This window comes from Streptomyces sp. SM11, assembly GCF_002910905.1.
Classification (GTDB): domain Bacteria; phylum Actinomycetota; class Actinomycetes; order Streptomycetales; family Streptomycetaceae; genus Streptomyces.
The window spans coordinates 1-13707 of record NZ_NEUE01000143.1 but is presented as its reverse complement, the minus strand read 5'-3'; the positions used below and the strand labels follow the sequence as shown (position 1 = coordinate 13707).

At 72.8% G+C, this 13707-nt stretch carries 10 protein-coding genes; 4 read left to right on the top strand and 6 right to left on the bottom strand.

The features are described 5' to 3' along the window. Positions 1 to 34: 34 nt before the first annotated feature. Together B9S58_RS12015 and B9S58_RS12010 are read left to right on the top strand one after the other, a co-directional pair. Complete coding sequence (locus B9S58_RS12015; RefSeq protein WP_103532110.1) at positions 35 to 1006, top strand: ATP-binding cassette domain-containing protein; 972 nt, start codon at positions 35 to 37, stop codon at positions 1004 to 1006. Continuing rightward, a complete protein-coding gene (locus B9S58_RS12010) occupies positions 1003 to 1860 on the top strand; it encodes an ABC transporter permease (protein ID WP_103532109.1) in 858 nt (285 codons plus the stop codon). Before B9S58_RS12015 ends, B9S58_RS12010 begins: the two co-directional genes overlap by 4 nt. 85 nt (positions 1861 to 1945) lie before the next feature. On the opposite strand, the gene B9S58_RS12005 is transcribed toward B9S58_RS12010, so the two are convergent. The 4 genes from B9S58_RS12005 to B9S58_RS11990 all read right to left on the bottom strand — a co-directional run bounded on the left by B9S58_RS12005 (position 1946) and on the right by B9S58_RS11990 (position 7910). Then, positions 1946 to 5497 carry an AAA family ATPase gene (locus tag B9S58_RS12005; RefSeq protein WP_103532172.1) on the bottom strand — a complete coding sequence of 1184 codons (3552 nt, stop codon included), beginning with the start codon at positions 5495 to 5497 and terminating at the stop codon, positions 1946 to 1948. 99 nt (positions 5498 to 5596) lie between these two features. After that, positions 5597 to 6019, bottom strand: a complete 423-nt coding sequence (locus B9S58_RS12000; RefSeq protein ID WP_103532108.1) for a universal stress protein — start codon at positions 6017 to 6019, stop codon at positions 5597 to 5599. A gap of 134 nt (positions 6020 to 6153) precedes the next feature. Then, complete coding sequence (locus B9S58_RS11995) at positions 6154 to 6813, bottom strand: CE1759 family FMN reductase (protein ID WP_103532107.1); 660 nt, start codon at positions 6811 to 6813, stop codon at positions 6154 to 6156. A 5-nt stretch (positions 6814 to 6818) separates the two neighbouring features. Continuing rightward, positions 6819 to 7910 (bottom strand): LLM class flavin-dependent oxidoreductase, encoded by a 1092-nt coding sequence (locus B9S58_RS11990; protein WP_103532106.1) that lies wholly within the window; start codon positions 7908 to 7910, stop codon positions 6819 to 6821. 143 nt (positions 7911 to 8053) lie between these two features. On the opposite strand from B9S58_RS11990, the gene B9S58_RS37935 reads away from it, so the two are divergent. Beyond that, positions 8054 to 8194, top strand: coding sequence for a DUF6126 family protein (locus B9S58_RS37935; protein WP_181009278.1), 141 nt, complete (start codon positions 8054 to 8056; stop codon positions 8192 to 8194). Between the two features lie 254 nt (positions 8195 to 8448). Continuing rightward, positions 8449 to 9504, top strand: a complete 1056-nt coding sequence (gene trpS / locus B9S58_RS11985; RefSeq protein WP_103532105.1) for a tryptophan--tRNA ligase — start codon at positions 8449 to 8451, stop codon at positions 9502 to 9504. Between the two features lie 172 nt (positions 9505 to 9676). Here trpS and B9S58_RS11980 read toward each other — a convergent pair whose 3' ends face one another. Both B9S58_RS11980 and B9S58_RS11975 read right to left on the bottom strand, forming a co-directional pair. Continuing rightward, entirely contained in the window at positions 9677 to 11695 is a 2019-nt protein-coding gene (locus tag B9S58_RS11980) for an NAD(P)-binding protein (RefSeq protein ID WP_103532104.1), read from the bottom strand. A gap of 30 nt (positions 11696 to 11725) precedes the next feature. Then, positions 11726 to 13707, bottom strand: a 1982-nt coding sequence (locus B9S58_RS11975) for an ATP-binding protein (protein WP_146063495.1), incomplete at its 5' end; no start/stop codon positions are given.

The following is a 13707-nucleotide window of genomic DNA, read 5'->3' as shown; positions in this document are numbered from 1 at the left end:
CAGACTCCCACAGACGACCCACAAGGAATGGATCATGAGCACTGAACTGGCCATCGAGACCACGGGGCTGGTGAAGGTCTTCGGCGACAACCGTGCGGTGGACGGCATCGACCTCGCCGTCCCCACCGGCACCGTCTACGGCGTCCTCGGACCCAACGGCGCCGGCAAGACCACCGCCGTCCGCATGCTCGCGACGCTGCTGCGCCCCGACAGCGGCACGGCCCGGGTGTTCGGCAAGGACGTCGTGAAGGACGCCGACGCGGTCCGCAGCCGGGTCAGCCTGACCGGGCAGTACGCCTCGGTGGACGAGGACCTGACCGGCTCGGAGAACCTCGTCCTGCTCGGCCGGCTGCTCGGCCACTCCAAGGCGGCGGCCCGCGACCGGGCGGCCCAGCTGCTCGAAGGGTTCGGGCTGAGCGAGGCGGCGGGCAAGCAGGTGAAGAACTACTCGGGAGGCATGCGGCGCCGCATCGATATCGCCGCGTCCATCCTGAACACCCCGGACGTGCTGTTCCTGGACGAGCCGACCACCGGACTCGACCCCCGCAGTCGCAACCAGGTGTGGGACATCGTGCGGGCGGTCGTCGCCCATGGCACCACGGTCCTGCTGACCACGCAGTATCTGGACGAGGCCGACCAGCTGGCCTCCCGTATCGCGGTGATCGACCACGGCAAGGTCATCGCCGAGGGAACCAAGGGCGAGCTCAAGGCCTCCGTCGGTGCCGGCACCGTCCATCTGCGGCTGCGCCACGCCGATCAGCGGGCCGAGGCGCAGCAGGTGCTGGCGCTCGCGCTGAACGCGGAGGTCCTGCTGGACGCGGACCCGGTGGCGCTGACCGCCCGGGTCGACGGGCAGAGCACCGATCAGGGCGGGGCGGAGCAGGCCGGGCGTGCCCTGGCCGAGCTGGCCCGGTCCGGCATCACGGTCGACAACTTCTCGCTGGGACAGCCCAGCCTCGACGAGGTCTTCCTCGCACTCACGGACAAGAAGGGAGTGGCGGCATGAGCACCGCGACCGCCAAGACGGAGCTGGAGGGCGTCGTACTCGCCGCACCGGACCAGGAACGCCTCTCGGCGCTCCTGGTGGGCCAGGAGCGCCCGCCGAGGCCCAGTGCCCTGTCGGCATCGGTGACCTTCGGCTGGCGCGCCATGCTGAAGATCAAGCATGTGCCGGAACAGCTCTTCGATGTGACGGCTTTCCCGATCATGCTGGTCCTGATGTACACGTACCTCTTCGGAGGGGCGCTGGCCGGCTCCGCGGAGGAGTACATCCAGTTCCTGCTGCCCGGCATCATGGTGATGAGCGTCGTGATGATCACGATGTACACGGGTGTCGCGGTGAACACGGACATCGCCAAGGGTGTCTTCGACCGGTTCCGCACGCTGCCGATCTGGCGGCCCGCTCCGATGGTCGGCTATCTGCTCGGTGACGTCCTGCGCTATCTGCTGGCGTCAGCGGTGATGCTCGCCGTGGGCATGCTCATCGGGTTCCGTCCGGACGGCGGAGTGCTCGGCGTGCTGGCCGGTGTCGCTCTGCTGGTCGTGTTCTCGTTCGCGTTCTCCTGGATCTGGACGATGTTCGGGCTGCTGCTGCGTTCCGAGAAGTCGGTGATGGGTGTCAGCATGATGGTGATCTTCCCGCTGACATTCCTCAGCAACGTCTTCGTCGACCCGCAGACGATGCCGGGCTGGCTCCAGGCCTTCGTGAACAACAGCCCGGTCACCCACCTCGCCACAGCGGTGCGTGAGCTGATGGCGGGCAATTGGCCGACCTCCGAAATCGCCTGGACGCTGGGCTGGTCCGGGGTGCTCCTGGTGGTCTTCGGCGCGGTGACGATGCGGCTCTACAACCGGAAGTGACCGACCGGTGACCGACGGCGGAGGTACCCGCCGCGTGCGTCGGGCACATATCCGCCCTGTGCGTCCTCAGGCCGGGCGGTGCGGGTCAGAGCCGCCAGTCGGGGGAGTGTCCGGGCCGGTAGGCGCAGGTGGTCCCGGTCGTCACGGAGGCCTTCAGGTGGGCCGCCAGCGCGGGGTGCAGGCCGTCCAGCTTGCGCAGGGTGTCGCGGATCCGGGCGGTGACGGTCTTGCGGGCCCGTTCGGTCTGGTCGCCCAGCCGGCGGGACCGGCCGCCGAGCCCGGCCGCGGTGCGGAGCTCGTCGAGGAGGGCCTGTCGTTCCCGGTCGTACTTCTCGACCAGCCCGGGGTCGTCACGGGCGGCGGCTCGGTCTATCTCCGCGTCCAGCCGGGCCAGGTGTTCCTTGTAGCGGCGCTTGGCCTCCTCGTCGAGCACCGGATCGCCGCCGAGCTGCCCGGCGGCGACGACGAGTTCCCCGCCCTCGGGCGCGAGGAGCCGGACGGCCGGCACGTCGGCGCCGGGCAGCCCCAGCAGGCTGTGCAGGTCCCGCAGACCCTTGGCGTCCGGGACGTGCACGGTCACCCCGTCCCAGCGTAGCTGCCACACCGGCCCGATCCGCCGGAACTCGGCGGACGGCACGGCCCCGACCCCGACCCCGACCCCGGCGGCGGTCCCGGCAGAGACGGGGGCAGTGGCAGCAGTGGTGGTGGTGGGCGGGGCCGTACGGAGATCCGAGGCCTCGGCCGCCACCTGGTCCAGGCCCAACTCGCCGGCCTCCCGCACCACTTCGCCGAGCAGCCGACGGGCCCGCCCGGCGTCACCGGCACCGGCCTCGCCGGCCGCACCGGCGCGTGCGAGCAGGGAACGGGCCAGGCACAGCCGGGCTCGTACGGCCCAGGGGCGGGCGCCGAGGCGGTCCGAGGAGGCGGCGGCCTCGGTGAGCGCCGATATCGCCGCGTCCTGGTCGTCGCGCGCGGCGGCGAGCATCCCGAGCCAGAGGTCGACGGGGCCGCCGATGTCACATCCGTACAGCGAGACGATCCACTGGCCCGTGTAAGGGGTCAGCTCGTCCTCCGCGCGGGCGATGAGCCGTGGGTCGCCCGTCACCGCGGCCGTCTGGGCCAGCAGCCGGAACCACAGCGGCATGAACGCCCGCGGATAGGGGGCGGCGCGGTCCGCCTGCTCGGCGATCAGGCGCAGCGCGGGCGTTGCGTCGCCCTGCTCCACCGCCGTGACCGACTCCAGCAGCCCGGGGTAGGGATACCCGGCGGCCGGAAGCTTGCCGAGGATCTCCTCGGCCTCGGCGAAGTGCCCCTGGAGCAGATGCCGCGCCCAGTCCAGGTGGTGCCCCATGAAGCCGCAGGCCGCATGGTCGTTGCTCTCGAGGTCGAGTGAGTCGTCCTGCAGCGCGGTGGCCGCCTCGGCGAACCGGCCCTGCAGGGAGGCGATCAGGCTGGTGTCGACGGCGATGCCCAGGGCGAACCGGGGCAGCTCGGTCTGCTCGGCGAGCCGGACGAACGTACGGAACTGGTCGATGAAGGCCGGGTCGCCCAGCTCCAGCAGCGCCACCCAACGCATGGACGTCGCGTGCAGCTCCATGTCCTGTTGCTGGGTGCGTCGGCCGAAGGCGGTCATCTCGTCGGTCAGCCCGAGCCGCTCCACCGCCGAGCCGAGGCCCCACACGGAGTCGTGGCGCGCCCAGAGCGAGAAGGCGAGCGCCTCGTCGTCCGAGCCGCTCCGGGCCAGCGCCATGATGTGGATGGCCAGCTCCTGGGCGAGCCGGTCGCCGGAGAGGTTCTCCTGGCCCTCCTTGCCGGTGATCCGGCGGTGCGCCTCGGCGAGGAGACCCATCGGGGGTGCGTCGTGGCCGCCGAGAGAACCGTCGCGGTGGAGGGTGATCGCCACCCGGGCGAGCAGCTCCGGTTCGTCCAGCTCCCGGGCCAGGGCGACCGACCGGTCCAGCAGGCGCTGTGCCTCGGCCGTTTCCCCCGCGTGCCGGAGCTGTCCGGCGAGGTCCAGACCGATCAGCGCGGCACGCCGGAGGTCCGGGCCCTGGTCCGCCGCGCCCGTCCCGCCGGCCGGGGGTCCTCCCGACAACCCTCCGGGGGACGCCTCCGGATTCCCCGGATTCGCCGGATTCGCTGGATTCCCCGGATCCACCTGGCCCCCCGGCTCACCCGGCTCCCCCGTCTCGCCGGAGGCCACCGCGAGGGCACGGCGGTAGTGGCCGGCGGCCTCCTCCTCGGCCAGGCGTCCCGAGGCGTCCCGGGCCGCTGCCAGCAGCAGGTCGATCCGGCGGTCGCGCTCCAGGGCACCGCCGGCGAGGTGGGCGTGCCGGGCGAGGGCGCCGGGCCGTACCGTGTCGCCGAGGCCGCCGTGCGCGTCCAGGGCCCGGACGGCGGCGGCATGGCGTTCACGGGCCTCGGCGTCGTCCAGCGAGGCGTACAGCGTCTCGCGCAGCAGGTCGTGGGCGAAGGCGTACTGCCCGGACGGGTAGGGGACGACGACCCGGGCGACGACGGCCGACTCCAGGAGCCGGTCCACGTGGGGGACCGGCGAGCCGTGCACCACGGCCAGGATCTGCCGGCGGAATTCCCGGCCGAGAAGGGCGGCGCTGGTCAGCAGGGAGACGACCGGCTCGGGCAGCAGGGCGAGCCGCTGCCGGACCGCTTCCCGCACGCCGGGTGGAATGGTGGAGACCGGGCTTCCGCTGCGCCAGAGCCGGGCGGTCTGCTCCACGAAGAAGGGGTTGCCGCCGGTGCGCCGGTGGACCTCGGCGACCAGCTGCGGTGCGGGCTCGCGGCCCGTCGTCACCGTCATCAGCGCGCCCACCTCGTCCCGGCCGAGGCCGGTCAGGGTGAGGGTCGCGGTGGCGCGTGAGACCAGCGGCAGGATCAGCTGCTGGAGCGGGTGTCCGGGGGCCTCCACCTCGACGTCCCGGTAGGTGCCGATCAGCAGCAGCCGCTCGAACCAGGCGTGCTGGGCGACGAATTCGAGCAGTCGCAGCGAGGCCGGGTCGGAGCTGTGCAGATCGTCGAGGACGACCACCAGAGGCCGGCTCTGGGAGACCGTGACGAGGGCCGTGGTCACCGCGTCGAAGAGCCCGAAGGCCTCGGCGCCCTCCTGCGACCCGCCCTCCTGCGACCCGCTGCCCTGCGACCCGTCGACCGGCGGACTCGTGCCCGTCTCCTTGCCGGGCTCGCCGCCGTGTGCCCCGTCGGGCCCCGGGCTCCCGGCGGTTCCCGGGGCCGCCCCCGGAGCCGGAAGCGTGCTGGGCCCCGGACCGTCCGCTCCGCCCGTGGCGACTCCGACCGGGTCACCGAGGAGGACGGCGAGCCTGCCGTCCGACGCCTCCTGGGCCGCCGCCCATTCCGCCGCCGTGGTGGACCGGCGCAGGCCGCGCAGGACCTGCACCCAGGGCCAGTAGCCGGGGGTGTTGTCGGAGTCCCAGCAGGAACCGCCGACCACCAGCGCCCCGCGCCGCCGCGCCTCGTGCGCGGCGTCGGTGACCAGAGTGCTCTTGCCGATCCCGGCCTCGCCGGTGACCAGCACGAGACCGCCGTGGCTGTCCGTGGCCCGGGCGATCTCCGCGCGGAGAACGCCGACGGGATGGTCGCGCCCGAAGAGAGCAGGGGTCATGACCACACGATAGGAGCACCCACTGACAACGGCCCCTCGTTTCTCTGCGGGGCCTTTCTCTGCGGGCCTTCCTCAGCGGGGCCTTTCTCTGCGGGGCCTTCAGTCGCGCACGACCGTCACCGGGCACGGCGCGTGCTGGGTGACGTGGAGGCTGACCGAGCCGAGCAGGGTGGCCTTCAGGCCGGTGTGGCCGCGGGCCCCGACGACGAGCAGGTCGGCGCCCTGGGCGCGGTCCAGCAGGGCCTGGGCCGGATTGCCGATGACCACGATCTTGCTGACCGCGGCGGCCCCCTCTGCACCGAGAGCCTCCTCCAGCGCCTCGGTGAGGGAGACGGTGGCCAGGGCCTGCGGGTCGAAGTCCTCCGGCAGGCCGGGCATCATCGACGCCCAGCTGGTGGCGGGGTACTCCCAGCTGTTCACGGCTTCCACCGTGGAACCCGTCAGCTCGGCCTGGCGCACGGCCCAGTGCAGTGCCTTGATCGAGGGGTCGGAGCCATCGACGCCCACAACGATTCTGCCCATATCTGCCTCCAGCTTGGTACGGCCCGGTACAGCGTCCGGTCTCACTGTAATCAAATCGGACAAAGAGGGGGCGATGCGGCGGCGGTGGCCCGGCCCACCGCCACTCCGCTCCGACCCACCCGCCCTCGCTCGTCTCAGTCCAGCCGCAGGTCCGCGAGCTGCTGCTCGACGGGGACGACCGCGTCCTCCCCGTCGTCCAGGCCCGGGGCCCGCGAGGCCCCGGAGACCGTACGGCCGAGGACGGCGGAGGCCAGCTCGCCACCCGCGCGCCGGATCCGGGACGGCAGACCCTCGGTGTACGCGTCGCCCGAGGAGCCCCAGTCCTCCGACGCCGCGTAGACGGAGGTGGGCACGGTGACGGCCCGCAGGTAGGCGAAGAGCGGGCGCAGCGCGTGCTCCAGGACCAGCGAGTGCCGGGCCGTGCCGCCCGTCGCGGCGATCACGACGGGCTTGCCGGTCAGTGAGGTGTTGTCGATCAGGTCGAAGAACGACTTGAACAGCCCGCTGTACGAGGCGGTGAACACCGGCGTCACGGCGATCAGCCCGTCGGCCTCCGTCACCGCGTCGATCGCTTCCCGCAGCGCGGCCGAGGGGAAGCCGCTGAGCAGGTGGTGGGCGATGTCCACGGCGAGGTCGCGGACCTCGACGACCTGGACCTCGACGTTCCGGTCCTGCTCGGCCGCGAGGCGCTCGCGGGCGGCGGCGGCCAGCCGGTCGGCCAGCAGCCGGGTCGAGGACGGCTGACTGAGCCCGGCCGAGACGGCGACGATGCGCAGGGGCGTGGTGGCGAACATCGGGCTCAGGCCTCCTTTCCAGCGGCTCGGGCGGCGGCGACCGCCGGGTGGACGGGCGCGGATTCCGGCACGCCGGTCGGCCGCAGGCTGGCGAACTCCTTGCGCAGCACCGGCACGACCTCCTCGCCGAGGAGGTCGAGCTGCTCCAGGACCGTCTTCAGCGGGAGCCCCGCGTGGTCCATCAGGAACAGCTGGCGCTGGTAGTCGCCGACCTCGTCCCGGAACGTCAGCGTCCGCTCGATGACCTCCTGCGGGGAGCCCACGGTCAGCGGGGTCTCGCGGGTGAAGTCCTCCAGGGACGGGCCGTGGCCGTAGACCGGCGCGTTGTCGAAGTACGGGCGGAACTCCCGTACCGCGTCCTGCGAGTTCCTGCGCATGAACACCTGGCCGCCGAGCCCGACGATGGCCTGTTCGGCGGTGCCGTGCCCGTAGTGGGCGTAGCGGCGCCGGTAGAGGTCGACCATCTTCCTCGTGTGCTCCATGGGCCAGAAGATGTTGTTGTGGAAGAAGCCGTCGCCGTAGTACGCGGCCTGCTCGGCGATCTCGGGGGAGCGGATGGAGCCGTGCCAGACGAACGGCGGGACGCCGTCCAGCGGGCGCGGGGTGGCGGTGAAGGACTGGAGCGGCGTACGGAACTTGCCCTCCCAGTCCACGACGTCCTCGCGCCACAGCTTGTGCAGCAGGGCGTAGTTCTCGATGGCCATCGGGATGCCCTGGCGGATGTCCTTGCCGAACCAGGGGTAGACCGGTCCGGTGTTGCCCCGGCCCATCATCAGGTCGACGCGGCCGTCCGCGAGGTGCTGGAGGGTGGCGTAGTCCTCGGCGATCTTCACCGGGTCGTTGGTGGTGATCAGCGTGGTGGAGGTGGACAGGATCAGCTTCTCGGTGCGGGCGGCGAGGTAGCCGAGGGTCGTCGTCGGGGAGGACGGGACGAACGGCGGGTTGTGGTGCTCGCCGGTCGCGAAGACGTCCAGGCCGACTTCCTCGGCCTTCTGCGCGATGGCCAGGGTCGCCTTGATCCGCTCGTTCTCGGTGGGGGGCCGGCCGGTGGTCGGGTCGGTCGTGACGTCCCCGACGGTGAAGATCCCGAACTGCATGGCGTCCGCCTTCCTGCGTCCCGGCCGGAGGGCCGGAGATCCTGACCGATTTGGTTGAACGTTGAACTACACCCTACAACGGGACCCCCCTCCGTCCTATTCCACGCGGCCGCGCCCTCGCGGGTCGCGCGTATCCTGGGACGGTGGGCGAGCGGGAGAGCAACAGCGAGGAGTGGAAGGCGCGCGGGGTGTTCCTGCGCGTCTTCGTCTATGTCTTCGCGACGCACCTGCTCGCCGGGTTCATCTGGCTCCTCTTCTACGTGGGCGGGCACGCCCCGAAGTAGCGCGGACCGCCTCCGCGCCGGGCCCGTGGCCGGTATGCTGACGCCATGACCTCCGTCCCGTGCCGAAACTGGTGGCGCTCCTCATAGGAGCGGCCACAGCATCTGCACGGAACCAGGGCCGTTCGACATGGACGGCCCTTTTCGCTGCCCTCGTACGGCACCTCGTACGGCACGGACACGGAGACGAAGCGCAGCGGCGCTCACCGGCGGGGCCGTCCTCCACGCATCCACCCACGCGAGGAGAGACCAGACCCATGACCACCACCACACCCGCACCTACCCCCGCCGAGCGCCGCAGTGCCGAGCTGGAGCAGCAGCTGACCCGGGACCCCGCCCGCTTCCGGGTCCTCACCGGCGACCGCCCCACCGGCCGCCTGCACCTCGGGCACTACTTCGGCACCCTGCGCAACCGGGTCCGCCTCCAGGACCTCGGTGTGGACGTGTTCGTCCTGATCGCCGACTACCAGGTGCTCACCGACCGGGACACCGCAGAGCGGCTCCAGGAGTACACGGACGGGCTGCTGCTCGACTACCTGGCCCTCGGTATCGACCCGGCACGGAGCACCGTCTTCAACCACAGTGCCGTCCCCGCGCTCAACCAGCTCCTGCTGCCCTTCCTGAGCCTCGTCTCCGTCGCGGAGCTGGGCCGCAACCCCACGGTCAAGGACGAGATCGCGCACTCGCGGCAGTCCTCGGTCAGCGGGCTGATGTACACGTACCCGGCGCACCAGGCAGCCGACATCCTCTTCTGCAAGGGCGACGTGGTCCCCGTCGGCCAGGACCAGCTGCCGCACGTCGAACTCACCCGGACCATCGCCCGCCGCTTCAACGAGCGGTACGGGCAGGTCTTCCCGGAACCGGACGCACTGCTCTCCGCCGCACCCCTGCTGCTCGGCACCGACGGCGGCAAGATGAGCAAGAGCCGCGCCAACTCCGTCCCACTCTCCGCCACCGCCGACGAGACGGCCCGTCTGATCAAGGGCGCGACGACGGACGCCGACCGGCACATCAGCTACGACCCCGAGCGCCGGCCCGGCGTCTCCTCGCTCGTGCTGCTGGCCGCCCTCTGCCTGGACCGGGACCCGCACGAGGTCGCGGCGGAGACCGGCGACGGCGGTTCGGCCGCGCTCAAGCGGACGGTGACCGAGGCGGTCAACGCCCACCTCGCCCCCGTACGCGCCCGCCGGGCGGAGTACGCGGCGGACCTGACGTACGTACGGTCCGTGCTGCGGGAGGGCAACGAACGGGCGAACGCGGTCGCGGAGCGGACCCTGGAGGAGGTGCGCGAGGCGATGGGCACCTTCCGGTAGCCGCCCGCGCGGGCACCCCGGCCGGGGTGCCCGCATAGGCACTTGGCATGGGAACTCCGGCCAGGCACCTGGCACAGGCACCCCACATAGGCATCTGGCACAGGCATCTGGCACAGGTACCCCCGCCAGGCACGCCCCGGCCTGGCACTTGGTGCAGGCGCCCGGCCGGGCCCTACTGCCTCGGCACCACCGACCGCTGCCGCCGCAGCAGCTCCGCGAGCCCCCGGCGGGTGGCGGCGATCACCACCCGGTCCTGGCCGCGCAGGACATAGCCGGGGTGCAGATCCCAGACAAGGCCGGACGGCTGCGGCGTCGCGTCGCCCTCCGGGTCGAACGGCAGGGGGGCGGCGAGGTCGGGGGCGCGGTCGCCGGGCGGGGTGGCGTCGATGGCCAGGACCCGCCAGGCGCCCGCCCGGAACGCCTGCTCGACCGTGCGGCCCTCCAACTGCGGGTGCCCCGCGACCTCCAGGGCCGCGAAGAGCATGACCTTGCGCTCGACCGGGATCGCGCCGAGGATCTGGCGGCCCATCATGGCGCCCGCGAAGGACGGGGCGGCCAGATGGGAGACCGAGCGGGAGCGGGTCAGGGCTCCGGGATGCGCGGTGCGCAGGGTGCGGTAGACGGCGGTGGCGAACTCGTCGTCGTACAGCCGCAGCGCCACCCTCAGGTCCGGCTTCACCGAACGGGCGTACAGGGCCGCTTCCAGGTTCGTGGTGTCGATGCTGGTGAGGGCGAGGAGGGCGCGGGCGCGGCGGATCTTGGCCGCTTCGAGGACGCCTTCCTGGGTGACGTCGCCGATGACGGTCGGCACGTGCATGGAGCGGGCCAGCGGGATGCCGCGCGCGTCGGGGTCGTCCTCGACGACGACCACGGGGATGTCGAGTTCGCGGAGCCGTACGAGGACCCGCGTACCGATCTTGCCGAGCCCCAGCAGCACCACGTGCCCCGACAGACCGCGCGGCGGGCGGCGCAGCGAGGAGGCGGTGCGCAGGGTGCCGAACGCCTCCAGGACGGCGGCGAGCAGCAGCGGGAGCAGGAGCAGCCCGGCGATGCCGGAGAGGAGCTGGATGATCTGCCGGGCCGGCGGGGCGCCCTCCGCCGGGTCGTTCATGCCCAGCAGGTCGAGCAGGGTCAGGTAGGTGGAGTGGATCGCCGTGTCCTCGGTGGTCAGGAGCGAGGCGATCACCAGGGCGAGCGCGGCGACCGCGACGCCGAGGGCCGACCAGCGGAGCCTGCGGGAGAAGACCTGGGAGAGCGGGGCGCCCCTGCCGCCCATGCGGGTGGCCGGACGGTCCGGCTCGGCCCGGCTGACCGTTTCGAGGACCACCGTGCCCCGGCTGGTCGCGGCGGCTACGGCGCTCTCGTCGGGCAGCAGTTGCGGGGCCTCGTCGCCACTGCTTTCCGAACCCTCCGCGCCCGCCGGGTCGTTGGTGGTGGAGGAGAGCAGGGCCAGGGTGCACAGGCCGGGGTCGGCCGTCTCGCCGGGGCGGGGCGGGGGGCGTTCGGCGGCGCGCAGGAGCAGGCCCTCGGCCTGGATGATCTTGCTGCTGCCGGTCAGGGCGGTGGCGGCGAGGGCCGGGGCCGCGGTGTCGGCGTCGGACAGGACGGTGGTGGAGGCGTCCAGCAGCGCCGGGTCGATGCCGGGCATGGCGACGGCCGCCGCCTGGTCGAGCAGCTCCTCCAGGTGGAGCCCCAGCTTGCGGTTGTAGAGCCGGATCACCAGCCGCAGCCGGGGGTTGAGGCGGCGGGCGGTCAGGGCGGCGCGGATGTTGCGCTCGTCGTCGTCGTAGACGAGCGCGAGGGCGGCGGCCCGGTCGACGCCCGCCTCCTCCAGGACGTCGTCGGAGGGCTCGGGAGCCTCCATGATGCGGACGGCCTCGACCCCGGAGTTGGTGTCGCCGCTGCCGCCGGCCGACCCGTCGCCGGTGGCCCCGCCGCCGTTGCCCGCGCGGCTCATCGCCGCCGACATCCGGCCGAACAGGGCTGCTGCTCGCCCCCGTTGGGTCAGCGGCGTCTCGGGGCCGCTCGCGTCCCGGCCCGGGGGCAGGAGCAGGGTGACCCGTTCCCCGTAGACGAAGCGCAGCTCCACGGCGAGGCGGCGCGCCAGGGCGTCGTCACCGCAGACGATCATGTGGCCGGTGGACGGCGGGCGTCCCGGTTGCTGAGGAAGTGGAGGCACGAAACCCAGCATGCCGTGATCCTTCCGGCTCGGTCTTCCCGATCAGTGTGGAGTGCTGGTGATCTTCGCACGACGGTCGGGCGTGGCCTGGTGGTTCACCGCGCCGGGCGGGTTCACGGAGGCCCGGTCGTTCGCTGTGGCCGACGGGTTCGCCGAGGCAGGCGGCCCCGCCAGCAGGTGGCGGGGGTCCGCCGCCCGCTGGATCGCCGTCTCCACCGCCGCGATCCGGTCCGCGAGCAGTCCGAGCGCGGCCACCGCCCGGGTCATCGGGTCGCCGTCCGGCCCGCCGAGGGCCTGCGTGCGGACGTAGGAGGCGGTGATCGCCGCCCACCGCTCGGCCTGTTCGGCGGTGAGCGTGCCGCGCAGGGCGGCCAGCTTGAGGAGGTTCGCCTCGGCCCCCGTGGTGAGCGTCTGGGCCTCACCCGCGTAGTGGTCGTCGACGACGGCGGACAGCTCGTCGTCGTTCATGACGGGCACGATCCGCTCGGCGATCTTGTTCATGTTGCGGTAGGAGCCCTGGAGCCGGAACGGCGGTTCGGTGCGCGTGGCGTCCGTCTGCGCGGCCGAGGCGATGTACGCGGCGTTCACCGCGAGCACGGTGTCCCGGGCGGTGAGCAGATGGCGCAGCACGGCCAGGATCCGGTCCAGCTCGGCAGCGCTGTACGGGTGTTCCAGGTGCTCCGCGCGGGCCGCCGGGTCGGTGCCGCCGGCCAGCCGCACCAGCCGCACCAGCAGCGCCAGGTCGTCCCGGGAGCGGGCGGCCAGCGGGGCGAGGACCGGGTTGGCGGTCAGCGCGTTCTCCACGAAGCTCAGCGCGAAGACGTCGTCCCGGCCGCCGAGGACCTCGCCGAGGTTCCAGACGTCGGCCCGGTTGGCGAGCATGTCGGGGATCCGGAACTGCTCGCCGGACTCGGTGTACGGGTTGCCCGCCATGCACACCGCGAACCGCTTGCCCCGCAGGTCGTAGCTGCGCGGTTCGCCGTTCCGCACGCCCTCGATGCGGCGCGTGGCGTCGCACAGCGGGATGAACTTCTGGAGCAGTTCGGGCGAGGTGTGCTGGATGTCGTCGAGGTAGAGGAGCGTGTTGTTGCCCGCCTCCAGCGCGAAGTTGATCTTCTCGATCTCCTGCCGGGCGGTGGCGCTCGGGGCCCGGTCCGGGTCGAGGGAGGTCACGTCGTGGCCCAGGTTCGGCCCGCTGATCTTGACGAGGACCATGCCGAGCCGGTCCGCGACGTACTCCATGAGCGTCGTCTTGCCGTAGCCGGGCGGCGAGACGAGCAGCAGCATGCCCTGCGAGTCGGTGCGCCGGTCGGCGTCGGCGGTGCCGAGCTGCTTGGCCAGGCTGTCGCCGATCAGCGGCAGGTACACCTCGTCGAGCAGCCGGTTGCGGACGAACGCCGACATCACGCGCGGCCGGTGGTCGTCCAGCCGCAGCCGGCCCCGCTCGGCGGTCACCAGGGAGGTGCGCAGCCGCTGGTAGGCGCGGAAGCCGGGCACGGTCTCCGCGCGGAAACCGGCGGTCCGGGCGAGGAGTTCGTCGATCCGTACGGTGAGGGCCCCGCCGCCCGCGATGCGCGGGTGGTCGCCGAGGAGGCCCTCCAGGCGCTCGGTGAGCGGCGCGTCGCACGCGTACCGCTCCAGCTCCGGGCAGAGCTCGACCGCCACGGCCTCCGCCAGGTCGCCGTCGCCGAGGTCCGCCTCGGTGGACTCGGCGTACGGGGCGAGCCAGCCCTCCACGAGCTGCCGGCGGGCTGCCAGGTCGTCGCCGAGGGCCGCCAGGTCCTCCGTGTACGCGTCCGGCCCGGCGGCCCGGTGGAAGCCGTCGAGGAACGCCCGGGTCGCGGCGGACCGGACGAACCCGGCGGGTCCGCTCGTCAGCTCCTCGAACAGGTACGCGGCGACGGCCTCGGGCCGGGCGCCGCCGGACGCGGCCGGGGAGTCCACGACCGCCGCCGCCCACTCCTCCTGGAGCACCGCGATGGCCGGGGCCAGGCCGAAGGTGTCGCGGGCGCGGGCCAGCGACA